Genomic DNA, 22,927 nt, shown 5'->3' with positions numbered 1-22,927 from the left:
GGTTCAGTTGCGGAATGTGGAGATCAGGTTCTGCAGTGCGTTCTTCTGGCTTTCGCTGCCGTCGCTGGCAATCTTGTTCATCAGCGCGGCCACGCTCAGGTTCTGGATCTCGCCCGACGAGGTGCCCAGCGCGCCGACGATATCGCGCAGGTCCTTCACCACGTCGCGCTCGCCCGAGAGCTGGTCCTTGAAGGCCACCTGCAGCGCGTTGCTCTTGGAGATGACGCCGTCGATGCCCTTGCCCACCGACAGCGAGCGCACGAAGCTGTCGAAGTAGTCGCCCTGGCCGCCCACGATGTCGATCTTGGCGTTGGCCAGCGCGGTGCCCAGCACCTCAGCCTGTTCCTTGGCGATGGACGTCTGCGCGTCGATGCCCTTGAGCGTCTCGATGTGCGACTTCTCCAGACGCATGCGGAACTCCTCGTGGTCGCGCGTCTCGGGACTCATGGACTTCATGGCCTCGAACTTCTCGTGCAGGCCCTTGGCCTCGGCACCGAAGCGCGCCTCGATGACCTGCGCATCGGCCTGGCCCGACTTGAGCGTGGCCTCGGCGTCGGCCGTGCGCACGTTGACTTCGGCGAGCCCGAGCTTTTCCTTGCCCGAGGCTTCGGCCTCGAACTTGGCACGCATGCCGGCGGCCTCGGCCTGCGAACGGGCCTCGATGACCTGCGCGTCGGCCTGCCCCGCCTTCAGGATCGCGTCGGCATCGGCCTGGCGCACATGCACGTCGGCCAGGCCGAGCTTTTCCTTGCCCGAAGCCTCCGCCTCGAAGCTCGCGAGCTTCGCCTGCGCGGTGGCGATCTCGACCTTGGCGGCCGCCAGCCCCGGCGCGGCCGAGATGGCTTCCACGCCTTCGGCTTCGCGCTTCTTCGACTCGGCGTCGCGCTCCGCCACCTTCAGCTTGGCATCGGCCAGCGTGAGTTCTTCGGCGGCCTTGTGGCGCGCGCGTCTTTCCTGTGTCTCGGCCTGCTTCAGGTCGATGACCATCTTCTCTTCGGCCTGCCCCTCGGCCATGATCACGACCGACTTCTTGGTGCGCTCGGCCTCCGCCACCACGCGCAACTCCTTGATGGCCTCTTCCTGCTCGGCCACCGTGCGCTCGACCACGATGCGCTCGCGGATCACGTCGGCAATCGCCTTCTTCTGCACTTCGACGGCCTTGTCCTTCTCGATGCGCTGCAGCGTCACTTCCTTCTCGCGATCGACGATCTCGAGGTCGCGGGCGCGGATGACCTTTTCTTCCTCGACGGCCACCGCGCGCTTGCGGTTGTTCTCGGCCACTTCCTTCTCGCGCTGCACGTTCTCCTGCTGCACCGACACGGACTGCTCGGCAACCAGGCGCGCGGTCTCGGACTTGGTGCGCTCCTCGGCCTGGATCTTGGCGGTCTCGGCCTCCTCGCGGGCGCGCACGCTGGCGATCTCACGCTGCTGTCGCGCGGTGGCGTCGGCCTGCTGGCGCTCGAGTTCTAGCAGGGCTTCCTGCGTCTCGACGTTCTTCTTCTTGATCTGCATTTCCTCGTTGCGGCGCAGCTCGTTGGTGCGCACATGCTCCACCGCGGTGAGCTCGGTGATCTTCTTGATGCCCTGGGCGTCGAGGATGTTGTTCGAGTCGAGTTCCGACAGCGGAGTCTGCTCGAGAAAATCGATGGCCGCGTCTTCCAGCACATAGCCCGAGAGGTCGTTGCCGATCTGGCTCACGATCTGGTCACGGAAGTTGTCGCGCGCCTGGTAGAGGTCGACGAAGTCCATCGACTTGCCCACCGTCTTCAGCGCTTCCGAGAACTTGGCGGAGAACAGCTCCTCCAGCGTCTCGTGATTGGAGGCCCGCGCGCAGCCGATGCCCTGCGCCACCTTCAGCACGTCGTCGGCGGTCTTGTTCACGCGCACGAAGAACTTCACCTTGATGTCCGCACGGATGTTGTCGCGGCAGATCAGGCCCTCGTTGCCCGAGCGGTCGATCTCGATCGTCTTGACCGAGATGTCCATCAGCTCGGCCTTGTGGATGATCGGATAGACCATGCGCCCGGTAAAGGTCACCTCGGGCTCCGCGCGCAGCGTGTTCACGATGAGTGCGTGGCCCTGCTCGATCTTGCGATAGAACTTGGCGAACATCGCGAACAGGCCGAGGATGACGACGGCCAGTATGACGATGGCGAAGATGATGGGCTCCATTTTTTCTCCAGATTGCTTTGAGAGCGAAAGAAACAGGGTGAAGGATGCGGCGCGCCGCAAGGGCGCGCGCGAACGCGTCGTTCAGGCGAGGTGATCGTCGTGCGCGGCGATGAGGTAGCGCGCGGCCACCTCGTCGTACTCGACGATCAGGGCCTGCGAGCCGCGCTTGAGGGTGTTGGGCGTCGCGGCCCAGACGCGGATGTTCAGGCTGGCACCGCGCCGCGCCACCTCGGCGCGGCCGTCCTTCTCGTTGACCACGCCGGTGACGACGCGGCAGAGCTGGCCGACCAGCGCGGCGTTGGTCACGGCCGTGTGGCTCACGAACAGGCCGCGCAGCGGGCGGATCGCCACGGCGGTGACGGGAATGGCGATGACCGCGCTGGCCACCAGCAGCACCGTGCCGGCCAGCAGCTGCAGCGGCAATGTCGGCACCAGCGGCAGCAACCACTCGCCGCCGAGACAGCAGACCGTCCACGAGACCAGCACCAGCAGGCTCACGGCCACCGAGAACGGCACGCCGTTCAGTCCCAGGGCCACCACATAGCTGGCGAGATGGCCGATGTCGCTGGCATCGCCGTCGGCGTGCGTGTGTACGCCGACGTCCACGTCCAGTCCGCTGTGTTCGATGTCGACCATGCCGAGCATCGCGAGCACCCAGTAGATCACCACGACGCCGAGCAGCACCGTGTAGATCGCGGTCGGGTATGCCGTCACCGCGCCCATGAAATTGCCCATTGATCCTCCCGCGTGCGGGTTGTTGTTCGTTGTTCTTCGGCTTGGCTGCTTGCTGCTACCTACGGCCCGGCTTCCCTGTGCCGGTGCCCTTCTTTCGTTCCACTGCCGTCGTTCCTGCGAAGGCGATCAGGTCGCGCGTGGCCCTCTCCTTGATGGCCAGGCGGTCGTCGGCCGCGAGGCCGTAGCGCTGCGCCAGGAATTCATAGTCGGCCCCGCTCAGCGACACCGTGAGGCGCGGCCTCTTCGGCTTCGACGTGGTCGCCAGGCCCAGCACCTGCCGGATCTGGTCCGACGTGGACACATGCTGCTCGAAGGCGGCGGTGCGCACCGCCTCGAGCACCGCCTCCTCCACGTCGAACGCCACCTGGACGGCGCGTATCGCCTCGTCCGAGCCCTGCCAGCGAACCGGCTTGGCGCGCATGGCTATTGCGCTCCGTTGCCCGTGCCGGTTGCCGTGCCGTTGCCGGCCTGGCGCGCGCGGATGCGCTCCATCACCTTGCCGGTGCGGTCGGCGTCGTTGCCGATACCCGCGGCGGCGAGCTTCTTCTCGAGCGCGCCGTGCCCGAACTCGTTCTCGAGCTGCTGGCTCGCGGTCATGCGGTCGGACAGGTCTTCGTGGCGCGCACGGATGCGTTCCAGCGACTCACGCGCGTTGGCCAGACGGGAGCCGCCGCTGCCGATGTTCTCGGAAATCGACTGCGTCGCGCGGTACACGCTCTCGGTGGTCTTGGCGATGTTGATCTCGCGCTCGTGTTCGCGGATGCGCGCCTCTGCCGACTTGATGAGCTCCTTGAGCTTGGACACCTGCAGCGCGTAGGACGCATGTGCCTTGGCCTGCTCTTCGAGTTCCTGTTCGAGCAGGCCGACCTTGGAGGCCACGTCGAGCGCCAGGCCCTCCTGCGTCTTGTTGAGCGCCTCGAGCGCCAGGCCCTCGTAGCGGGCGGCCTCGTTCTTCAGGCGCTCGATCTCGCGAGCCGACTGCATCTCCTTGGCCATCACGCCCGTGAGGTCGCCCTTGGCCTTCTCGATGCTGTGCCTGGCGTCGATGATTTCCTGTTCGTAGATGCGCGTGGCGTTGCTGTCGACAACGCTCTCGCCGATTTCGCGTGCGCTGCCGCGCAGCAAGGTGACCAGCTTCTTGATGACTGTCATGTTGATCTCCGCTTAATTCAGGAACTCGGACAGGGCGTCGAGCGCATCGAGCGCGTTGTCGCTGAGAACGGCCACCTCGTGTGCAATGTCCTGCACACTCGCGTCGCGGCCCAGCGCGCCGGTGAGTACGTAGCGGCCGTCGACGCGTCCGAAGGACGACAGCGGCACGGACGGGTTCAGGTCGAGCAGCGATTCGAGCAGCTCGGTGCGGCGCTCGGCCTTCACTTCTTCCTCGGTCCAGAGGTAGCAGATGCAGATGATCTGCATGTCGGAACTGGTGACGAAGATCGGCAGTTCGTCCCGGCCCTCGATGCTCACCTGGATCACGGGCGTGTGGCCCGGAATGGGCTGCAGCTGCACCGGCAGGCCTCCCATCTCTTCGCCGGCCAGCACATCGAGTCCCTTGAGTTGATCGAGCAGTGATTGCATACCTCTCCTTATGGTTGTCTGCCTACCGATGGAAGCGAAGCGCACCGTTGTTCGTTGGATTCACTATAGGTGTGCCGACATAACATGTCAACGAAGCTTTTCGTTTCCACAGGAATCCGATGGTGACTTTCGGCACTTGCGTCCGTTGCGGAATTCGTCGCCCGATGGCCGGCCTCATCGGCTTGTCCACGCCACGGAGCCGGCTGACGCTGCACGGCTCCGATGCCGTTCGAACGCCGGAAAACAGAGAGCCCCCGACGCCGCTTGCGCGTTGTTCGAGGGCTCTCACAGCCTGCAAGAGAGCAGCGATGCCGCTGCCCGGCAGGCTCGTCGGCGACCGCTGTCGCCGCGACCGGATCAGTCGGTGCCGACCATCACGCTCGACGCCTTGATGACTGCATAGGCGTTCGCGCCTTCGGCCAGCTTCAGCGATTCGGCCGAACTGCTGGTGATGGTCGAGACGATCTGCACGCCCGGTGCGATCTCCAGGGTCACCTCGGTCGTGACGGGACCGCGAACGATGGCGATGACCTTGCCGGACAGGACGTTGCGTGCGCTGATCTTCATGGCGTGCTCCTTGTGTTGGGCGCGCCAGTCTATCGGCGCACGCTCCCCGCCACCCCGGTGGCTGGCAGCCTACCTACCTGGCGTCACCGGCCTCCAGCACCGCCCACTCCTCGTCGGTGAACAGCCGCGAGCGCGTCAGGAAGCGCACGCCTTCGGGCCCCTCCAGCGAGAACATGCCGCCGCGCCCGGGCACCACGTCGATGATCAGCTGCGTGTGCTGCCAATACTCGAACTGCGGTCCGCTGATGTAGAACGGCATGCCGCCGATGTGCCCGAGCAGCCGGTCGTAGTCGCCCACGATGAACTCTCCCTGGCCGTAGCACATGGGCGCGCTGCCGTCGCAGCAGCCGCCCGACTGATGGAACATCAGCGGGCCGTGGCGTGCAGCGAGCCTGTCGATCAGCGCGAGAGCGGCATCGGTCGCGGTGACGCGCAGGACGGCATCGCTCATCAGAAGAAGCCCAGCTTGTTCTCGCTGTAGCTCACCAGCAGGTTCTTGGTCTGCTGGTAGTGGTCGAGCATCATCTTGTGGTTCTCTCGGCCGATGCCCGAGTTCTTGTAGCCTCCGAAGGCCGCATGCGCCGGATAGTGGTGGTAGCAGTTGGTCCACACGCGACCCGCCTGGATGCCGCGGCCCATGCGGAACGCGCGGTTCATGTCGCGGCTCCACACGCCGGCGCCCAGTCCGTAGAGCGTGTCGTTGGCGATGGACAGTGCTTCCTCTTCGTCCTTGAAGGTGGTGACCGACACCACCGGGCCGAAGATCTCTTCCTGGAAGATGCGCATCTTGTTGTGGCCCTGGAACACCGTCGGCTTCACGTAGTAGCCGTCGGCCAGGTCGCCGTCGAGCTTCTGGCGCTCGCCGCCGATCAGCACCTTCGCGCCCTCCTGCCTGCCGATGTCGAGGTACGACAGGATCTTCTCGAGCTGCTCGCTGGAGGCCTGCGCGCCGATCATCGTGTCCATGTCGAGCGGGCTGCCCTGCTTGATGGCGGCCACGCGCTTCAACGCGCGCTCCATGAAGCGGTCGTAGATCGATTCCTGGATCAGCGCGCGCGACGGGCAGGTGCACACCTCGCCCTGGTTCAGCGCGAACATCGCGAAGCCCTCGAGCGCCTTGTCGAAGAAGCTGTCGTCGCGCTCCATCACGTCGGCGAAGAAGATGTTGGGCGACTTGCCGCCCAGCTCCAGCGTGACCGGAATCAGGTTCTGGCTCGCGTACTGCGAGATCAGCCGGCCGGTGGTGGTCTCGCCGGTGAAGGCGATCTTGCCGATGCGGTTGCTCGATGCCAGCGGCTTGCCGGCCTCCACGCCGAAGCCGTTGACCACGTTGAGCACGCCCGGCGGCAGCAGGTCGCCGATGACTTCCACTAGCACCAGGATCGACACCGGCGTCTGCTCGGCCGGCTTCAGCACCACGCAGTTGCCGGCGGCGAGCGCGGGCGCCAGCTTCCACACCGCCATCAGGATCGGGAAGTTCCACGGGATGATCTGGCCGACCACGCCGATGGGCTCGTGGAAGTGGTACGCGAAGGTCTCGTGGTCGATCTCGCTGATGCCGCCCTCCTGCGAGCGGATGCAGGAGGCGAAGTAGCGGAAGTGGTCGACGGCCAGCGGCAGGTCGGCCGCCATGGTCTCGCGGATCGGCTTGCCGTTGTCCCAGGTCTCGGCCGCCGCCAGCATGGGCAGGTTTTCCTGGATTCGGTCGGCAATGCGGTTCAGGATGTTCGCGCGCTCCGTGGTCGAGGTGCGCCCCCAGGCGGCCCTGGCCTTGTGGGCGGCGTCGAGCGCGCGATCGATGTCGGCCGCGGTGGAACGCGGAACCTCGCAGAAGACCTTGCCGGTGACGGGCGTGACGTTCTCGAAGTACTGGTTGTCCACCGGTGCGACCCATTCGCCGCCGATGTAGTTGCCATAGCGCTTCCTGAACGGCACCGCGGTACCAAATTTGCCCGGTTCGAGCATGTCCATGTCTTTGTCTCCAGTGCAGGGTTGGTGGCGTCGCGACGTGCGGCGGCCGCACGAGGCACCGCAAGCCGCGTACCCGCACGGATCGGGACATTCCCTGAGTGCTTCCGCCTGCGTGCGCCTCGCAACCGGATGTCGCAGCGGGTTTTCATTCGCAATCTGCGACATGTCCGCGCGAACATAGCGACTAGGATGTCGCACAAGGCGAAACCCTATCGGAGACACGCATGAGCGAAGCGCAGTTGCCATCGGTCAGAGTGGAGCAGGCCCGCGAGCTTTTCTTCGGGCAGGGGCGCGACCCCGCGCCCTGGATCGCGCCGCACATCTCCCGCTCGTGGCAGCGCAGCCGCCCGGTCGACCATCAGGCGATCGACCCCGAGCCGATGGCACTGGCGCTGCTGCGCGAGCGCCGCGAGCAGGCGGTGCGGCTGCTGAACTGCGCACAGCCCGAACTCGACGGCCTGGCCGAGCATGCGATCGGCAACGGCTGCGTGGTGATCCTGTCGGACGCCTCCGGGCTGATCCTCGAGGAGATCGGCAGCCCCGACTTCCTGCCCAAGGCCGAACGCATCGCGCTGCAGCCGGGCGTGGAATGGTCGGAGAGCCACCGGGGCACCAATGCCATCGGCACCGCCCTGGCCGAACGCGAGGCGCTCATGGTGCTCGGCGGCGAACACTACCTGGCGCAGAACGGCACGCTGGGCTGCGCGGCCGCGCCCATCTTCACCGGGCGCGGGGAACTGGCGGGCGCACTCGACATCTCGGGCGAGACGGTGCGCGTGAACCAGCACGCTCTGGGACTGGTGCGCATGGCGGCGCAGCAGGTCGAGCACCGCATGCTGCTGGCCGAGGCCAGCGGGCACGTGCTGCGCTTCCATGCGCGCCCGGCGCTCATCGGCACCGCACGCGAAGGCCTGATGGTGATCGAGGGCGGCCGCATCGTCGCGGCCAACCGGGTGGCGCTCGACCTCTTCGGCCGCACCTGGGACGGCCTGCTCGATCTCGACGCGGAACACTTCCTGGGAACGAACTGGGCGCGCATGGAGCATCGCCGCAGCCTGCTCACGCTGCCGGGCGGGCGGCAGATCGCCACGGTGATGGAGCGCTCGCTCGCACCCGGTGCGTCGCGGCCGGCGGCCCGGCGCGCCGCGAACGGGGCCGAGGCGCCGGCAGACGCGGTGCAACCCCTGCTCGACAAGGCCGTGCGCGTGCTCAACGAAGGCGTGCCGGTGCTGGTGAACGGCGAGACCGGCAGCGGCAAGGAGGTGTTCTCCCGCCGCCTGCATGCCGCGAGCCGTCGCGCCGCGGGCCCGTTCGTGGCGGTCGACTGCGCATCGCTGCCCGAGACGCTGATCGAGTCGGAACTGTTCGGCTACGAGGAAGGCGCCTTCACCGGCGCGCGGCGCAAGGGCATGGCGGGCCGCATCCGCGAAGCGCAAGGCGGCGTGCTGTTTCTCGACGAGATCGCGGAGATTCCGCTGGCCCTGCAGACGCGGCTGCTGCGCGTGCTCGAGGAGCGCGTGGTCACGCCGCTCGGTGGCGGCCAGGGCGTGGCAGTCGACTTCGACCTGGTCTGCGCCACGCACGGCCATCTGCCCGCGCTGGTCGAGGCCGGGCGGTTCCGCGCCGACCTGATGTACCGCGTGGCCGGCTTCACCGTGGCGCTGCCGTCGTTGAGCCAGCGCGCCGACCGGCATGCGCTGATCGCGCGCATGTTCATGGAATCCGGCGGCGCGGCCAAGCGCCTGCACCTGGAGAACGACGCCCTCGAGGCACTGGCCGCCTACCGCTGGCCCGGCAACGTGCGGGAGCTGCGCAGCACGCTGCGCGCGGTCGTCGCGCTGGCCGACGCCGGCGATGCGGTGACGGCCGCCCTGCTTCCCGCGCACCTGGTCGGCTCGGCCGCGCAGACGCATCACAACGAAGGCGATGCCGCCGCACCTGCACCGGCCGAGCCGCTCGTGGCCATCACGCGCCACGCGATCGACGACGCGCTCAAGGCCTGCGACCACGACGTGGCAAAGGCCGCGCGCCGGCTGGGGGTTCACCGCAGCACCATCTACCGCCATCTTGCGCGGCAGCGCGGCAACCGGCCAACCCACTGAACACCAGCTGCGATTCCCCGGCACCGGGCGAGGCATGGCGGGCTTCCGTGCGGCGGCTCGTCGCTATGCTTCATAGAATACAGCGAAGCATCGTTGAAACACAGAGCAAGCAATCACGCCATGGTCACCAGTCAACTCCGTTGCCTCGTCGCGCTCGGGCAGGCGCGGCACCTGGGCCGGGCCGCGCAGGCCAGCCAGGTATCGCAGCTCGAGCTGAGCGAGTCGATCAGCGCCCTTGAACAGGAATACGGCCGCCCGCTGCTCCAGCCCGGCCCCCGCTTCGAGGGCTTCACGCCGTACGGCGAACAAGTGCTGGCCTGGGCGCGCAACTTCCTGCAGGACAGCGAAGACCTGCGCCGCGAGCTGCGCGCCTCTCAGCAGGAAAGCGCGATCGCCCCGCTGCTGGAGCGCCGCTCCGTCTCGCCCAAGCGCCTGCGTGCACCCGGTCCCGGGCCTGAGCACATCGACCTGATCCTGCAGGCTGCCTTGCGCGCGCCCGACCACGGCGGGCTGCATCCATGGCGCGTGGTGGAATTCCGCGACGCGCAGCGTGCCGCGCTGGCCGACCGCTTCGAGGCAGAGAAGCGCCGCCGCGATCCGCTGGCCTCGCCGGCCGACCTGCGGCGCGCGCGCGAGCACGCCACGCGACCGCCCGTGTTGCTGGCCTTCATCGTCGTGCCGCGGCCACGCAGCAAGGTACCAGCGCGCGAGCAGTGGCTGGGCGCGGGTGCGGCGCTGGGCAACCTGCTCAATGCGGCACACCAGCTCGGCTTCGGCGCCATCATGCTCAGCGGCGAACGCTGCTTCGACCCGGTGCTGGGCGCCGAGCTCGGCGTCAAGCCCGAGGAGTTCCTCGCAGGCTTCGTGAGCCTGGGCAGCGTGGTCGAGGCGCCGCCGCCGCGCAATCACGCGCTGCCGGGACAGGTGTGGTCCGCCTGGATGCCGCCTCCCGCCGCGCAAGCCACCGACGCGCAGCAGGCCCCCGCCGCGCGCAGCCTCTGACACTGGACATCGCCAATGACAAGACCCGACACCGGCCGCACCGAGGCCACCGGCGCGAAGTTCTCGCTCGATTCGATGCGCACCGCGCGCAGCCTCTCGCAGCTCGCGGTGCGCCGCATCGCCTCGGGCATGCACCCCGGCATGACGCATGCGCAGGCGCACGACCTCGCGATGGCCACGCTGCAGAAGCTCGAGATGGAGCGCAACTGGCATCCGATCATCATCCGCTTCGGCGAGGACACGCTCCGGACCTTCCGCGAGGCCTCCGATCCCGGCCGCGTGCTGGGCGAGCAGGACATCTTCTTCATCGACATCGGCCCGGTGTGGGAAGGCCACGAGGGCGACGCGGGCGACACCTTCGTGATGGGCGACGACCCGCAGATGCATGCCTGCGCCGAGGCGGCCCGCACGCTGTGGCAGGGCGTGGCCGATCGCTGGCGCGCCGACCGGCTCAGCGGCCAGGCGCTCTATGCCTACGCCGCCGAACGCGCCGAGACCATGGGCTGGCGGCTCAACCTCGACATCAAGGGCCACCGCGTCTGCGACTTCCCGCACGCGATCTACCAGGCCGGCCGGCTCGGCGACTTCGGCCTGTGCCCGGCCACGGGAATCTGGATCCTCGAGATCCAGATCGCGCATCCCACGCTGCCCTTCGGTGCCTTTTACGAAGACCTGCTGATGGCCAACGACGCGACCCACGACAATTCGGCGGCCGAGGCCGAACCGGTCGCGGCCTGACACGCCGGACCCTCGTCGAATCTTCATCGAACCGTCATCTCCCCCGCCATGGAAGAAGCCACCGAACGACTTTTCTCATACGGCACGCTGCAGCTGCCCGCCGTGCAACTCGCCACCTTCGGGCGCAGGCTCGACGGCCATGCCGACCGCCTGCCGGGCTACCGGCTCGAGCAGCTCGCCATCCAGGACGCGGCTGTCGTCGCAACCAGCGGCAAGACGCATCACCCGATCGTCTCGCCCAGCGACACGCCCGGTGACGGCGTGGAAGGTGCGGTCTTCGCCATCACGCCGGCCGAGCTGGCGCACGCCGATGCCTACGAGGTCGACGACTACCGCCGCGACCGCGTCACGCTGGCGTCGGGCCTGCAAGCCTGGGCCTACGTCGACGCGCGCCACGCGCCCCGGGCGGCGTAACCAAAGACTGACTTGTCCGCCGATGCCGGAGCGGACAGACTTTGCGTCTGTCCTCCGCCAGCATCCATGACCCGTCACAAGCACACGCAGCGCCTTTCGGCAGTCCCTTCCACCTTGCGGATTCCGCTGGCCGCACGGGCTTCGGGCGATGCGATGTTTCCGCAGGTGGCCGTGCGCGACGCCTACGCGGCCGGCATCCTGGAGCGCATCCGCGACGACGGCCACGCGCTGCCCGAGGACAGGGCCACCATCTACGGCATTCTTTCGCGCACGCGCCGCTTCCGCAGCCTGGCGCAGGAGTTCCTCAAGCAGCACCCCGGTGCGCGCGTGGTGAACATGGGCTGCGGCCTGAGCCACTACTTCCAGTGGCTGGACGACGGCAAGTCCCGCATGACCGACGCCGACCTGCCCGAGGTGCTCGACCTGCGCCGCGAGCTGATCCCAGAGGCCCACGAGCGCCACGACGTGCGCACGCTCGACCTGACCGCGGCCGACTGGTGGGAGCAGCTCGGCCTGCCTCGCAAACGCAATGCGCAGCCGGTGTTCCTGTTCACCGAAGGCGTGTTCATGTACCTCGAACCCGCGCAGGTGCAGGCGGTGCTCGCCACCTTCGGCGAGCGAGCGCCGGCGGGCTCGGTGCTGGCCTTCGACGCGATGTGCTGGCTCGCCGTGGGCCGTGCCAGGCAGCATCCGTCGGTGCGTGCCACGGGCGCCGAATTCCGGTGGGGCATCCGCCGCGCGGCCGAACTTGCGCAAGCCCACCCGCGCCTGCAGCTCGTTGCCACCTACCGGGTGCTGGAAGGCATCGGCATGCCCTACACGCTGTTCGCACCGATGGTGATGCTGTTGCTCGGGGTGCCCCTCTATGCGGTGTATGCGTTGAAGGCGACGGACGCACCGGGTCCCACGGGCGGCCTCGATACATAAACGCACAATTTCCCCCGCGGTGTCCCGGATTGGCGGCTTTGTCCGGCTTGGGGTGCGCGGAATGGCTGACGCGGCGCGGGTGCGGCATGGCCCATGCTTGCCGCTGTTCTCGGTCGCGGAAAATCCCTGCGGTTGCGTGCTGCATTAGGATGGTTTCCAGGGCCCGCCGTCGCCACCGATTCCGCGGGCCGTTCCACTTTCACTCTCTCCCAAAGATTCGCAACCCTCAAGAACCACATGCTTGATCGCCGATCCTTCCTTGCCGCCGGCAGTGCCGCCGCCGCACTTGCCGCCCTCGGACTGCCCGAAGAGGCGCTCGCCGCCAACGGCCTGCAGCTGAGCCAGCCCACGCCGTTCTCCTTCGATGCGCTGGTCGCGCAGGCCAAGTCGCTGGCCGCCAGGCCCTACGTCGCCGCGGTGCCGCTGGCGCCCGAAGTGCTCGACCGCATCGACTACGACGCGCACGGCAAGATCAAGTTCGATCCGGCCAACGCTCTCTTCCGCGACGGACCCGGCGCGTTCCCTGTCACCTTCTTCCACCTCGGACGCTTCTTCCAGACCCCGGTGCGCATGCACGTGCTGGAGAACACCGACGGCGACGCATTCGCACGCGAGGTGCTTTACAGCCCCAGCTACTTCTCGATGCCGCCCGACAGCCCCGCGCGCGCGCTGCCGCCCGGCGCGGGCTTCGCGGGCTTCCGACTTCAGGAGAGCCGCCTCGGCGACCAGAGCAAGCTCGACTGGCAGAAGAACGACTGGGTCGCGTTCCTCGGCGCCTCGTACTTCCGCGCCATCGGCGAGCTCTACCAGTACGGCCTGTCCGCGCGCGGCGTGGCGCTCGACGTGGCGGTGCCCGACAAGCCCGAGGAATTCCCGACCTTCACGCGCTTCTACTTCGAGACGCCGGCCGCCGGCAACACCACCTCGATGACCGTCTACGCACTGCTCGAGGGGCCGAGCGTCACGGGCGTGTTCAAGTTCGTCATGCAGCGCACCAAGGCCGTCATCATGGACATCGACGCGCGCATGTTCCTGCGGCGCGACGTGTCGCGCCTGGGGCTGGTGCCTCTCACGTCCATGTTCTGGTACTCCGAGACCATCAAGCCCACCGCCATCGACTGGCGCCCCGAGGTGCACGACTCCGACGGCCTGGCCATCTGGAACGGCGCCGGCGAGCGCATCTGGCGCCCGCTCAACAATCCGACGCAGACGCGCGCCTCCGCGTTCGCCGACACCCGCCCGCGCGGCTTCGGCCTGCTGCAGCGCGACCGCGCCTTCGATCACTACCAGGACGGCGTCAACTACGAGAAGCGCCCGAGCCTCTGGATCGAGCCGCTCGGCGACTGGGGCGAAGGCTCGGTGCAGCTCATCGAGATCCCGACCGACGATGAGATCCACGACAACATCGTCGCCTTCTGGGTGCCCAAGGCCGACGCCAAGGCCGGCGCCAGCTACAGCCTGCAGTACCGGCTGCACTGGACCGACCAGGAGCCGTTTCCCTCCCCGCTCGCGCGCTGCGTGGCAACGCGCATCGGCCGTGGCGGGCAGCCCGGCCAGCCGCGCCCGCAGGGCGTGCGCAAGTTCATGGTCGAGTTCATCGGCCAGCCGCTGACCACCGTGCCCTTCGGCGTGAAGCCCGAGGTGGTGCTGACGGCCTCGCGCGGCAAGTTCTCGTACGTGTTCGCGGAGGCCGTGCCCAACGGCGTGCCGGGCCACTGGCGTGCGCAGTTCGACTTCACGCCCGAAGGCAACGAGCCGGTCGACATGCGCATGTACCTGAAGGTCGGAGACCAGACGCTCACCGAGACCTGGCTCTACCAGTACCAGCCGGGCTGAAGCCGGCGGCCGCTCAGCGCCTGTCGGCGCCGTTGTAGGGCGCGAAGAGTTCCACCGCCCAGTCGACGAACACGCGCAGCTTGGCGCTGAGATGCCGGTTGGTCGGGTACACCACGTGCAGCGGATACGGCTCGGGCGCCCAGTCCTTCAGCACCTCGACCAGCGCGCCGCTCGACAGATAGGGTGCAGCCATGACGTCGAAGGTCTGCGCCACGCCCATGCCGGTGAGCACCGCGCTGAGGTGCGCCGTGCTTTCGTTCACGCCCACCACGGTGTGACCGTGTATCTCCATGCGCTCGTCGCCGCACCCGTAGCGCAGCGGAATCGGGCGGTTGCTCATCGACGAGAAGTAGCCCACCACGCGGTGCGTGCCGTCGCCGAGGTCCGATGGCGTCTTCGGCACGCCGTGCCGCTCCAGGTACGCCGGCGTGGCGCAAGTCACGAAGGGCAAGGTCGCGATGCGGCGCGCCACCAGGGACTGGTCGGTCAGTTCGCCGGCACGGATCACGCAGTCGACCGCATCGCCGATCAGGTTCACCGGCCGGTCGCTCACGCCGATCTCGAGCTCGATCTCCGGATAACGCGCGTGGAACGCAGGAAGCTGCGGAATCAGCACCATGTTGGCCAGGGAGGAGCCGACGTCCACCCGCAGCCGCCCGCGCGGATCGGCCTGCGCGTTGGTCAGGTCGGACTCGATGTCTTCCAGCTCGGCAAGCACGCGCGCGGTGCGCTCGTAGTAGGCCGCGCCCTCGGGCGTGACGGTCACGCGCCGCGTCGTGCGCTGCAGCAGCTTCACGCGCAGGCGCGTCTCCAGCTGCTGCACCATCTTCGTCACGGTCGGCTTCGGTATCTGCAGCGAGTCGGCGGCGCGGGTAAAGGTGCCGGCCTCGACCACGCGGGCAAAGACGCGCATCGCGGTGATCTGGTCCATCGCCGGATTATTGGCGTTTCGTGAATAAACATCTTCCGAGCGCCGTCTTGGTCCGTGCGGGGGCTGCGCCCAAACTGTCTTCCATCGACAACGCCGCATCGCGGCAACTTTCAAGGAAGCGGATCATGACCCTCAAGCTCAACAACAAGATCGCCCTCGTCACCGGCGGCACCAGCGGCATCGGCCTGGCCACGGCGCAACGCTTTGTCGACGAAGGCGCGCACGTGTTCATCACGGGCCGCCGCCAGGCGGAACTCGACGCGGCCGTGAAGGCCATCGGCCGCAACGTCACCGGCGTGCTCGGCGATGTCTCGAAGCTCGAAGACCTCGACCGGCTCTACACCACCATTCGCGAGAAGAAGGGCCGGCTCGACGTGCTGTTCGCGAATGCAGGCGGCGGCAGCCTGCTGCCGCTGGGACAGATCACCGAGGAGCATTTCGACAAGACCTTCGGCACCAACGTGCGCGGTCTGCTCTTCACCGTGCAGAAGGCACTGCCGCTGATGCCCAGGGGCGCATCGATCGTGCTCAACGCATCGATCACCAGCATCAAGGGTACGCCCGCGTTCAGCGTCTACAGCGCGACGAAAGCCGCCGTGCGCAGCTTCGCACGCAGCTGGACGGTGGACCTGAAGGACGCCGGCATCCGCGTCAACGCGGTCAGCCCCGGCGTGGTGCCGACGCCGGCCTACGACCTGCTCGGCCTCACGAAGGAACAGGTGGAGGGCTTCATCGAAAGCCAGGCACAAGGCATTCCGCTGGGTCGCGTCGGCACGCCCGACGAGATCGCCAAGGCCGTGGTGTTCCTGGCCTCGGACGACAGCAGCTTCGTGAACGGTGCGGAATTGTTCGTCGACGGGGGCATGGCGCAGATCTAGTACGCCCCCAGGCTTCGCGCACTGCGTGTCGCTTCGCCAACCCCCTCGCCGGGGGCGGCACCTGCGGCCCGGCAAGGCCGGTTCCGCGGTGCCCCAGGAAGGGGGCGATCGCCCGTTGCTCAGCGCTTGGTGACGGAGACGAGTTCGACTTCGAAGTTCAGCGTGGCGTTCGGCGGGATGACACCGCCAGCGCCGCGCGCGCCGTAGGCGATCGACGGCGGGCAGGTGAGCTTGGCCTTGCCGCCGGGCTTCATCTTCTGCACACCCTCGGTCCAGCACGGGATCACGCCGTTGAGCGGGAACTCGGTGGGTTCGCCGCGCTTGTAGGAGCTGTCGAATTCCTTGCCGGTGTCCGGGAAGGTGCCGCGGTAGTGAACCTTGACCACATCGGTGGCTGCGGGCGAAGCGCCGGTGCCTTCCTTGAGCGACTGGTAGATCAGGCCACTGGGCGTGGTGACCGGGGCGGACTGCGCGAAGGCAGCAGGGACGGCAAGGACGGAGACGAGCGCGGCACAGAAAAGAGACTTCACGAAACACCTCGAAGATGAAGAGGACCCGATTATGGCGAGCGACCGTGTCGCGCCTGTAAGGGGATATTCGGGGCGGCTGCATCGGGACACGCGCGTTGGAACAGCGCTTGCTTTGCGGGTGGTGCACTGTCACCATCCGCGAAGAGAGGACGCTCGATGCACCCCACAGACGCCACACCAGCCAGGCCACCCGCAAGAGGACGGGCACAGCGACGCCACGGCCATCCGAAGGAAGGGCTCGGCCCTCTCCATGTCCGCCATGTCCTCCATGACCGGGGCACCACGCTGGACCTGCTTCTTGCCGGTGAGTGCTTTGGTTGGAACGACGGCCGGTATGCAGCACGCACTTCCGATGCCATGGCAGCCTGACGCCTCGAAGCACGCGCAACGATGCTGTACCGCACCACCATCGCCGGCCAGGTGTTCACCTTCGACGACCTGCGGCAGGTCATGGCCTTCGCGAGCCCCGCGCGCTCTGGCGACTACCTCGCCGGCATCGGCGCGGCCACCGCGCAGCAGCGCATGGCCGCGCGCCACGTGCTGGCCGACACGCCGCTCAGGACCTTCCTGAACGAGGCGCTGATCCCGTACGAGCACGACAACATCACGCGCCTGATCGTCGACAGCCACGACGCACAGGCCTTCGCGCCGATAGCGCACCTCACTGTCGGCGACTTCCGCAACTGGCTGCTGTCCGAAGAGGCCAGCACCGGCACGCTCGCCGCGCTCGCGCCCGGCCTCACGCCCGAGATGGTGGCGGCAGTGTCCAAGCTCATGCGCAACCAGGACCTGGTGTCGGTCGCGAAGAAGTGCAGCGTGGTCACGCGCTTTCGGAACACCATCGGCCTGCCGGGCCATCTCTCGGTGCGGCTGCAGCCCAACCACCCCACCGACGACCTGCGCGGCGTGGCCGCCTCGACGCTCGACGGCCTGCTGTACGGCGCGGGCGACGCGGTGATCGGCATCAACCCCGCGTCCGACAGCATGCCGGTGCTGGGCCGCCTGCTGCACATGCTCGACGAGGTGATACAGCGCTTCGGGATTCCCACGCAGAGCTGCGTGCTCACGCACGTCACCAACACGCTCAGGCTGGCGGAGGCCGGTGCGCCGGTCGACCTGGTGTTCCAGTCGATCGCGGGCACCGAGAAGGCCAACCTCTCCTTCGGCGTGACGCCCGAGCTGCTCGACGAGGCCCATGCCGCGGCGCTGTCGCTCCAGCGCGGCAGCGTCGGCAACAACGTCATGTACTTCGAGACCGGCCAGGGCAGCGCGCTGTCGGCCAACGCCAACTTCGGCGTCGACCAGCAGACCTGCGAGGTACGCGCCTATGCGCTGGCGCGCCGCTACAGGCCGCTGCTGATCAACACGGTGGTCGGCTTCATCGGCCCGGAGTACCTGTACGACGGCAAGCAGATCATCCGCGCCGGGCTGGAGGACCACTTCAGCGGCAAGCTGCTCGGGCTGCCCATCGGCTGCGACATCTGCTACACCAACCACGCCGAGGCCGACCAGGACGACATGGACACGCTGCTGGTGCTGCTGGGCACGGCCGGCATCAACTTCATCATGGGCATCCCCGGCGCCGACGACGTGATGCTCAACTACCAGAGCACCTCGTTCCACGACGCGCTGTTCCTGCGCGAAACGCTCGGCCTGAAGCGCGCACCCGAATTCGAGGCCTGGCTGCAGCGGATGCAGATCACCGACGGCGCGGGGCGGCTCGCACCGCCCTCGGCCAACCGGCTGCTCGCTGGCATGGGCGGCCTGGCCGCGCTCTCGCCATGAAGGACCCCGTCACGCCGAACCCATGGGCGCAATGGCGCTCGGCCACGCCGGCACGCCTGGCGCTGGGCCGCGCCGGCGCCGGCATGCCGACCGACGAGACATTGCGCTTCGGCTGGGCGCATGCGATGGCGCGCGACGCCATCCATGCCGCGCTCGACGTCGATGCACTCGAAGCGGCGCTTGCCGCGCAGCATTGGCAGGTCGCCCGCGCGCGCAGCCGGGCGGCCGACCGCACCGAATACCTGCGCCGGCCCGACCTCGGGCGTCAACTCCACGAAGACGACGCCACACGCCTGCTGGCCGACCGGCGCTACGGCTGCGACGTGTGCGTGGTGGCCGGCGACGGGCTGTCGTCGCTCGCCGTCGCCCGCCACGCCGCACCGCTGCTCGCCGCCCTGCGCGCGCAGCTGCCGGCCGACACCAGCTTCGCCCCCGTCGTCATCGCCACGCAGGCCCGCGTGGCATTGGCCGACGAGGTGGGCGAGCTGTTCGGCGCAGCGCTGTCGGTGATGCTCATCGGCGAGCGCCCCGGCCTCAGCTCGCCCGACAGCCTGGGCATCTACCTGACCCATTCCCCCAAACGCGGCCGTCACGACGCCGAGCGCAACTGCATCTCGAACGTGCGGCCCGAAGGGCTGCCCTGCGAAGCGGCCGCCTTCAAGCTGGCGTGGCTGATGCGCGAATCGCTGCGCAGGGGCCTGACGGGCGTGGGTCTGAAGGACGAGAGCGATTCCGAAGCGCTGCAGCAAGGCTGCGTGCACGGGCTTGGCCGGGCTGGCAAGCCCTGAGCATTGCTCCTTCGCGCTGCAACCCGCGCCGCGCGCACCACCTAAATCTGGCCCTCAGCGCGAGGCAGCCACGGCGCGCGGGCGACGAAGGCGTTGCCGCGCCGATGGTCATACCGCGAGAGCCAGCCGACTGGCTTCTGTCTGCGATCCGGTGGTGGCTGCTTTTGACTTCAATCCGAAGGCGTCGAGTGGAAAAAGCACTCACAGACACCCGAATATCGTCGTTTACAAAAAAGGACGAAAAAACCTAGGATTGCCGCTCGACAATCCAGCCGAAATATCAAAGAAGTAAAAAAAGGCATATTGGCTCGATCATCAATTGCCGGAAGGACACAAGCCGCCCAGAAATTCAATTCTCTACGGCTGCTGGGATCGTCCTTTCATGCGAATCAACGTCAATAACACACATGGAGTCGACCGCAGCGCACAATATGCGCTGGACGATTTCATCCTTGCGATGAATACAGCAAGTGAGCGGGTCGTGCTTGAAAAAGGCGACTTCTTCTACCTCGACAATCTCTACACCGCGCATGCGCGAGATGCGTATTCACCTCACTGGGGACCCAACGCTCGCTGGCTTTCACGCTTCATTCTCACCAAAGATATTAGAAAATCTGCCTTAGCCCGTAAAGACTGGCGATCACCGGTTATCGAAAATGATTACGATCAAAACGACTCGGCTTTCGGTTCATGCTGAAGAACTCTCCGTCAAATCTTTTTCCCCACTGCCCAGCGAGTTGCGTTGGCAGGGAATTTATCTCCATGGCGCCGGGCAATCCAACAAGGAGCGAGGCGACGCCCTGTGCATGAGAATGGCCGAGCGGGGCATGCACATTGTTTCATTCGACTTTTCCGGATCGGGCGAGAGCACGGGTCATTCCGCAGGATCAATTTTAAAAAGAGCACACGAAGCCGGCGCGGTAATACAGAACTATCTCCATTCCAAGGAATTGCCTTTGGCGATCTTGGCTTTCAGCATGAGTGGGCAGGTTGCGATCGAATTGCTGCGCACCCGAAAGAACGAGATTGCCTGTCTCGTTCTTTTCAACCCTGCCATTTACGATAAACGCGCAATCGATGTGCCCTTTGGCGAAAGCTTCTCAACCATCATTCGTCGTCCGCAGAGTTGGCGCAAAGCCGACATCGCCTCTGCATTCAATGGGTATCGGGGTAAGACCCTTCTGGTGAGATCGGAATACGACGACGTAATTCCGGCTGAAGTTTTCGTGTTGATTCACGAGGCTGCTCGGGCCAACTCCACTTCTGACTTGCTCGTCGAATCCGCCTCTCATCAACTGGGGGTTTACTTGAACGAGAATCCTCGGACTGCGTCGGTCGTCGCGGATGCCATCGCCAGTCTGCTGGACGAGCCACAGCATGGTGGCGAATAAGCCAGGCAACAGAGGGCGCGAAATTTACGTCTTGGCTGGGCTGCAGCTATCGTCTTGGGGAACCAGTTTCTACACGTTCGGCCTGACCCTGATTCCGATCGAGAACGAATTAGGAATCAGCAGGAGCGCTGCTGCACTCGCTTTTCCGGTGGCGCTACTTTTTGAAGGAATCTGTTCCGTCGTTGTCGGCAAATGGATTGCCCGCCGACTGGGCGCTCATGTGATGGCTTGCGGATCGTTGCTCTGTGGCGCGGGACTGCTGGTTCTCAGCCAAGCAGGCTCGCTGCTGCACTTTCACATCGCGTGGGCATTGATAGGCTCCTCCTTCGCCTGCACGCTCTATACCCCTTTGTTTTCCCTGCTTGCGGTCGAGCGTCCGACCACCTATCGCCGCGAAGTCACCCTCATTTCTCTGATCACTGGCTTTTCCAGCACATTGTTTGTTCCTTTCAGCGGATGGTTGATGGCGGAGGTCGGATGGCGGCATTGCGTGCTCCTCTACGCGGCACTGAATGCCTTCTGTTGTGCACCAGGGCATTGGTTCGCCCTGACGGCGTCCAGGCAAAAGGCAATTTCCACGGATGGTGCACTTGCGAGGGATCCCGCATGGACATCATCGCAGCCAGCCCCATCGCAGCCCGGGCAGCGCAAACTCGGGATCTATGTCTGCCTCGCCGTATTCACCTCTGCGATCGGCGCGATCTCTGCGGCAGTGGCCGCCTATCTCGTTCCCATCCTGATGACGCGCGGCGTCGCCTCAGAGGTCGCATTGGCTGCGCCTGCAGCGATTGGCGCACTGCAGACGCTCGCGAGGTTACCGATGCTGATGCGGAGCGCGGACGCCAAGGTTCATCAACTGAACCTGATTCTGATTGCGCTGTTTCCGGTCGCTCTTGTGCTGCTGCAGACTGCAGGCACGAACCGCGCGCTCCTCCTGGCCTTTGTCGTGGTGTACGGTATCGCGCACGGCGGATGGACGGTTGTGCGTGCGACATCGGTTCCCCAGTATCTGGGTACGCGAGCTACCGCTGTTTCAAACGGGACCATCGCGTTCTGGGCGACCGTGGGACGCATTGCCTTGCCGGCTTTCATCGCGTTCTCGTGGGCCCCGGGCGAAGGTTCCGAATCAGGCGGCTGGATCCTGCTGGCCGTCGCGATGGTGGGTTGCATGTCGTACGCGCTGGCTCAACGCATCTATTTCCGCGGGCTTCGTGCACGCGGTCAGGTCGACTAGGGCGTGTTCACACTATTTCTGGCGTCGCGTTGGCCGGCAAAGGGGCTGGCTGCAAGGCGCGCGTGCGCAGCAAGGCTGATGCCTTGCAAGCGCGGGCAACGCCGCAGACGGCCCCTTTGCCGGCCAACCCGAAGGGAAGGCCTGTCACGGCGGGCCACTCGGCGTTGCGCTCCTTGCATGGGCATACGCACATGCGGCGTCGCGCGCCTTGATTGGCCCGCCGTGACAGGCCTTCGCGACGCCAGAAATAGTGTGAACACGCCCTAGACATTTCGCGTTCTTTGCGCATGGAGAATGGCGCGCAGCCTGCTGATCGCCGTGGGGATCCGCTTGGGAAGCAGCATGTAGAGCTCGATATGCGCTCCATGCGCGTCGAGCGGCTTGAAGGTCACATGAATCGACCGTGGCTCCGTCACCGCCTCCGGCACGATAGCCACGCCAACGCCGGCCCGGACCATCCCCAGCAGCGATGAAAGCTCCTGCGTTTCCATGACCACCTTCGGCTCACGGTTCTCATCCGAAAAAATCTGTGCGAGCCGTTCGTTCAGCGCCGTTCCGAGCCGATTTGAGATCGCGAGCAGCGGTTCGTCCTGAAGATCCGAAATCGAGATCGACGAGAACCGGGCCAACCTGTGGTCCCTGGGAATTGCAACGAGCAACGGCTCGGTGGCCAGCAGGATGACGCGATCGGAGCCCCATCTATCGACATGCCGAGGCAGGGGTCCACGCACAAAGGCACCGTCGATTTCCCCGGCCAGCAATGCGCGAATGCTGCAGCGCGTGGTGGGTTCTGTGAAATGAATGGTGATACCAGGATGCAGGCGACGGAACTCAGCGATCGCGTTCAGCACCACGCTGGAGTACAGGGCAGAGACGGAGTAGCCGAGCCGGATCGGTCCGATCTCTCGCAGGCCTGCCTGCCGCGCAGAATGCGCGGCGATCTCCGCGCTTTCAAGAATGCTCCTGGCATGTTTCAGATACTCGGCACCCGCCGGCGTCAGCGTGACTTTGCGACGGTCACGCTCGAACAGGACGACCTCCAGATCCCTCTCCAGCAACTTCATTTGCTGACTCAAGGGCGATTGTGAGATATGCACCCGAGCTGCTGCTCGCCCGAAGTGAAGCTCTTCCGCGACGGCGACGAAGTATCTGAGCTGTCGAAAGTTCATGAACTGCAGTGCAACGATCAGACGGTTCTGAGCAACCTGGATGGGATGGGTTAGCACTCTCGTGCGAAGGGCGAGCCACCCTGCGCGAATGCAAATCCGTTCTATCCGAGCTTCGTCGTGTTTCGTCCATCGAAGCGCCGGCAGAAGCAGCGTTTCCGGCCTCTTGACGGCACTAC

At 66.3% G+C, this 22,927-nt stretch carries 23 protein-coding genes; 12 read left to right on the top strand and 11 right to left on the bottom strand.

Going from position 1 to position 22,927, the window contains the following annotated elements:
* Positions 1–3: 3 nt before the first annotated feature.
* From AACL56_RS32745 to adh, 8 genes are all read right to left on the bottom strand, one after another.
* Positions 4–2,172 (bottom strand): hypothetical protein, encoded by a 2,169-nt coding sequence (locus AACL56_RS32745; protein WP_339094645.1) that lies wholly within the window; start codon positions 2,170–2,172, stop codon positions 4–6.
* Positions 2,173–2,253: 81 nt separating this feature from the next.
* Positions 2,254–2,907 (bottom strand): ubiquinone biosynthesis protein, encoded by a 654-nt coding sequence (locus AACL56_RS32740; RefSeq protein ID WP_339094643.1) that lies wholly within the window; start codon positions 2,905–2,907, stop codon positions 2,254–2,256.
* Positions 2,908–2,962: 55 nt separating this feature from the next.
* Complete coding sequence (locus tag AACL56_RS32735) at positions 2,963–3,328, bottom strand: hypothetical protein (RefSeq protein ID WP_339094641.1); 366 nt, start codon at positions 3,326–3,328, stop codon at positions 2,963–2,965.
* Between the two features lie 2 nt (positions 3,329–3,330).
* The gene (locus AACL56_RS32730; protein WP_339094639.1) at positions 3,331–4,059 is read right to left on the bottom strand and encodes a PspA/IM30 family protein; all 729 of its coding nucleotides are present in this window, start codon (positions 4,057–4,059) and stop codon (positions 3,331–3,333) included.
* Between the two features lie 12 nt (positions 4,060–4,071).
* Positions 4,072–4,488: a YjfI family protein gene (locus tag AACL56_RS32725; RefSeq protein ID WP_339094637.1), complete on the bottom strand. Its 417-nt coding sequence runs from the start codon at positions 4,486–4,488 to the stop codon at positions 4,072–4,074.
* A 357-nt stretch (positions 4,489–4,845) separates the two neighbouring features.
* Positions 4,846–5,055 carry a TOBE domain-containing protein gene (locus tag AACL56_RS32720; RefSeq protein ID WP_339094635.1) on the bottom strand — a complete coding sequence of 70 codons (210 nt, stop codon included), beginning with the start codon at positions 5,053–5,055 and terminating at the stop codon, positions 4,846–4,848.
* A 73-nt stretch (positions 5,056–5,128) separates the two neighbouring features.
* The gene (locus AACL56_RS32715; RefSeq protein WP_339094634.1) at positions 5,129–5,506 is read right to left on the bottom strand and encodes a DUF779 domain-containing protein; all 378 of its coding nucleotides are present in this window, start codon (positions 5,504–5,506) and stop codon (positions 5,129–5,131) included.
* Positions 5,506–7,026: an aldehyde dehydrogenase gene (gene adh / locus AACL56_RS32710; protein ID WP_339094633.1), complete on the bottom strand. Its 1,521-nt coding sequence runs from the start codon at positions 7,024–7,026 to the stop codon at positions 5,506–5,508. The genes AACL56_RS32715 and adh overlap by 1 nt, the downstream gene beginning before the upstream one ends.
* Before the next feature lie 224 nt (positions 7,027–7,250).
* On the opposite strand from adh, the gene AACL56_RS32705 reads away from it, so the two are divergent.
* The 6 genes from AACL56_RS32705 (at position 7,251) to AACL56_RS32680 (ending at position 14,045) form a co-directional block, all read left to right on the top strand.
* Positions 7,251–9,128: a sigma-54-dependent Fis family transcriptional regulator gene (locus AACL56_RS32705; RefSeq protein ID WP_339094631.1), complete on the top strand. Its 1,878-nt coding sequence runs from the start codon at positions 7,251–7,253 to the stop codon at positions 9,126–9,128.
* 120 nt (positions 9,129–9,248) lie between these two features.
* The gene (locus AACL56_RS32700) at positions 9,249–10,130 is read left to right on the top strand and encodes a nitroreductase (RefSeq protein ID WP_339094629.1); all 882 of its coding nucleotides are present in this window, start codon (positions 9,249–9,251) and stop codon (positions 10,128–10,130) included.
* Between the two features lie 15 nt (positions 10,131–10,145).
* Positions 10,146–10,868 carry a M24 family metallopeptidase gene (locus AACL56_RS32695; RefSeq protein ID WP_339094627.1) on the top strand — a complete coding sequence of 241 codons (723 nt, stop codon included), beginning with the start codon at positions 10,146–10,148 and terminating at the stop codon, positions 10,866–10,868.
* Positions 10,869–10,916: 48 nt separating this feature from the next.
* Positions 10,917–11,282 (top strand): gamma-glutamylcyclotransferase family protein, encoded by a 366-nt coding sequence (locus AACL56_RS32690; protein ID WP_339094625.1) that lies wholly within the window; start codon positions 10,917–10,919, stop codon positions 11,280–11,282.
* Between the two features lie 66 nt (positions 11,283–11,348).
* Entirely contained in the window at positions 11,349–12,209 is an 861-nt protein-coding gene (locus AACL56_RS32685; RefSeq protein ID WP_339094624.1) for a class I SAM-dependent methyltransferase, read from the top strand.
* A 237-nt stretch (positions 12,210–12,446) separates the two neighbouring features.
* Positions 12,447–14,045, top strand: coding sequence for a glucan biosynthesis protein (locus AACL56_RS32680; protein ID WP_339094622.1), 1,599 nt, complete (start codon positions 12,447–12,449; stop codon positions 14,043–14,045).
* Positions 14,046–14,058: 13 nt separating this feature from the next.
* Here AACL56_RS32680 and AACL56_RS32675 read toward each other — a convergent pair whose 3' ends face one another.
* A complete protein-coding gene (locus AACL56_RS32675) occupies positions 14,059–14,976 on the bottom strand; it encodes a LysR family transcriptional regulator (protein ID WP_339094620.1) in 918 nt (305 codons plus the stop codon).
* A 125-nt stretch (positions 14,977–15,101) separates the two neighbouring features.
* On the opposite strand from AACL56_RS32675, the gene AACL56_RS32670 reads away from it, so the two are divergent.
* Positions 15,102–15,854, top strand: coding sequence for a glucose 1-dehydrogenase (locus AACL56_RS32670; RefSeq protein ID WP_339094618.1), 753 nt, complete (start codon positions 15,102–15,104; stop codon positions 15,852–15,854).
* Positions 15,855–15,973: 119 nt separating this feature from the next.
* Here the strand turns inward: AACL56_RS32670 and AACL56_RS32665 are convergent, their stop codons facing one another.
* Entirely contained in the window at positions 15,974–16,384 is a 411-nt protein-coding gene (locus AACL56_RS32665; RefSeq protein WP_339094616.1) for an FKBP-type peptidyl-prolyl cis-trans isomerase, read from the bottom strand.
* Positions 16,385–16,774: 390 nt separating this feature from the next.
* Between AACL56_RS32665 and AACL56_RS32660 the strand changes: the two genes are divergently transcribed.
* The 5 genes from AACL56_RS32660 to AACL56_RS32640 all read left to right on the top strand — a co-directional run bounded on the left by AACL56_RS32660 (position 16,775) and on the right by AACL56_RS32640 (position 21,582).
* The gene (locus AACL56_RS32660) at positions 16,775–18,169 is read left to right on the top strand and encodes an ethanolamine ammonia-lyase subunit EutB (protein ID WP_339094614.1); all 1,395 of its coding nucleotides are present in this window, start codon (positions 16,775–16,777) and stop codon (positions 18,167–18,169) included.
* Entirely contained in the window at positions 18,166–18,957 is a 792-nt protein-coding gene (eutC, locus tag AACL56_RS32655; RefSeq protein WP_339094612.1) for an ethanolamine ammonia-lyase subunit EutC, read from the top strand. The genes AACL56_RS32660 and eutC overlap by 4 nt, the downstream gene beginning before the upstream one ends.
* A gap of 382 nt (positions 18,958–19,339) precedes the next feature.
* Positions 19,340–19,654, top strand: coding sequence for a hypothetical protein (locus AACL56_RS32650; RefSeq protein ID WP_339094610.1), 315 nt, complete (start codon positions 19,340–19,342; stop codon positions 19,652–19,654).
* Entirely contained in the window at positions 19,614–20,348 is a 735-nt protein-coding gene (locus tag AACL56_RS32645; RefSeq protein WP_339094608.1) for an alpha/beta hydrolase, read from the top strand. Before AACL56_RS32650 ends, AACL56_RS32645 begins: the two co-directional genes overlap by 41 nt.
* Positions 20,335–21,582 carry an MFS transporter gene (locus tag AACL56_RS32640; protein WP_339094606.1) on the top strand — a complete coding sequence of 416 codons (1,248 nt, stop codon included), beginning with the start codon at positions 20,335–20,337 and terminating at the stop codon, positions 21,580–21,582. Before AACL56_RS32645 ends, AACL56_RS32640 begins: the two co-directional genes overlap by 14 nt.
* 263 nt (positions 21,583–21,845) lie before the next feature.
* Here the strand turns inward: AACL56_RS32640 and AACL56_RS32635 are convergent, their stop codons facing one another.
* Complete coding sequence (locus tag AACL56_RS32635) at positions 21,846–22,751, bottom strand: LysR family transcriptional regulator (protein ID WP_339094604.1); 906 nt, start codon at positions 22,749–22,751, stop codon at positions 21,846–21,848.
* Positions 22,752–22,927 lie beyond the last annotated feature (176 nt).

Source organism: Variovorax paradoxus (assembly GCF_902712855.1).
Classification (GTDB): domain Bacteria; phylum Pseudomonadota; class Gammaproteobacteria; order Burkholderiales; family Burkholderiaceae_C; genus Variovorax; species Variovorax paradoxus_Q.
The sequence above is the reverse complement of the archived record's forward strand: the minus strand, read 5'-3'. Positions and strand labels throughout refer to the sequence as shown.

What these genes read in the sequence shown, in the direction of transcription:
- AACL56_RS32745 (WP_339094645.1), bottom strand. Translation starts at nt 2,172, where the DNA reads ATGGAGCCCATCATCTTCGCCATCGTCATACTGGCCGTCGTCATCCTC.
- AACL56_RS32740 (WP_339094643.1), bottom strand. Translation starts at nt 2,907, where the DNA reads ATGGGCAATTTCATGGGCGCGGTGACGGCATACCCGACCGCGATCTAC.
- AACL56_RS32735 (WP_339094641.1), bottom strand. Translation starts at nt 3,328, where the DNA reads ATGCGCGCCAAGCCGGTTCGCTGGCAGGGCTCGGACGAGGCGATACGC.
- AACL56_RS32730 (WP_339094639.1), bottom strand. Translation starts at nt 4,059, where the DNA reads ATGACAGTCATCAAGAAGCTGGTCACCTTGCTGCGCGGCAGCGCACGC.
- AACL56_RS32725 (WP_339094637.1), bottom strand. Translation starts at nt 4,488, where the DNA reads ATGCAATCACTGCTCGATCAACTCAAGGGACTCGATGTGCTGGCCGGC.
- AACL56_RS32720 (WP_339094635.1), bottom strand. Translation starts at nt 5,055, where the DNA reads ATGAAGATCAGCGCACGCAACGTCCTGTCCGGCAAGGTCATCGCCATC.
- AACL56_RS32715 (WP_339094634.1), bottom strand. Translation starts at nt 5,506, where the DNA reads ATGAGCGATGCCGTCCTGCGCGTCACCGCGACCGATGCCGCTCTCGCG.
- adh (WP_339094633.1), bottom strand. Translation starts at nt 7,026, where the DNA reads ATGGACATGCTCGAACCGGGCAAATTTGGTACCGCGGTGCCGTTCAGG.
- AACL56_RS32705 (WP_339094631.1), top strand. Translation starts at nt 7,251, where the DNA reads ATGAGCGAAGCGCAGTTGCCATCGGTCAGAGTGGAGCAGGCCCGCGAG.
- AACL56_RS32700 (WP_339094629.1), top strand. Translation starts at nt 9,249, where the DNA reads ATGGTCACCAGTCAACTCCGTTGCCTCGTCGCGCTCGGGCAGGCGCGG.
- AACL56_RS32695 (WP_339094627.1), top strand. Translation starts at nt 10,146, where the DNA reads ATGACAAGACCCGACACCGGCCGCACCGAGGCCACCGGCGCGAAGTTC.
- AACL56_RS32690 (WP_339094625.1), top strand. Translation starts at nt 10,917, where the DNA reads ATGGAAGAAGCCACCGAACGACTTTTCTCATACGGCACGCTGCAGCTG.
- AACL56_RS32685 (WP_339094624.1), top strand. Translation starts at nt 11,349, where the DNA reads ATGACCCGTCACAAGCACACGCAGCGCCTTTCGGCAGTCCCTTCCACC.
- AACL56_RS32680 (WP_339094622.1), top strand. Translation starts at nt 12,447, where the DNA reads ATGCTTGATCGCCGATCCTTCCTTGCCGCCGGCAGTGCCGCCGCCGCA.
- AACL56_RS32675 (WP_339094620.1), bottom strand. Translation starts at nt 14,976, where the DNA reads ATGGACCAGATCACCGCGATGCGCGTCTTTGCCCGCGTGGTCGAGGCC.
- AACL56_RS32670 (WP_339094618.1), top strand. Translation starts at nt 15,102, where the DNA reads ATGACCCTCAAGCTCAACAACAAGATCGCCCTCGTCACCGGCGGCACC.
- AACL56_RS32660 (WP_339094614.1), top strand. Translation starts at nt 16,775, where the DNA reads ATGCTGTACCGCACCACCATCGCCGGCCAGGTGTTCACCTTCGACGAC.
- eutC (WP_339094612.1), top strand. Translation starts at nt 18,166, where the DNA reads ATGAAGGACCCCGTCACGCCGAACCCATGGGCGCAATGGCGCTCGGCC.
- AACL56_RS32650 (WP_339094610.1), top strand. Translation starts at nt 19,340, where the DNA reads ATGCGAATCAACGTCAATAACACACATGGAGTCGACCGCAGCGCACAA.
- AACL56_RS32645 (WP_339094608.1), top strand. Translation starts at nt 19,614, where the DNA reads ATGATTACGATCAAAACGACTCGGCTTTCGGTTCATGCTGAAGAACTC.
- AACL56_RS32640 (WP_339094606.1), top strand. Translation starts at nt 20,335, where the DNA reads ATGGTGGCGAATAAGCCAGGCAACAGAGGGCGCGAAATTTACGTCTTG.
- AACL56_RS32635 (WP_339094604.1), bottom strand. Translation starts at nt 22,751, where the DNA reads ATGAACTTTCGACAGCTCAGATACTTCGTCGCCGTCGCGGAAGAGCTT.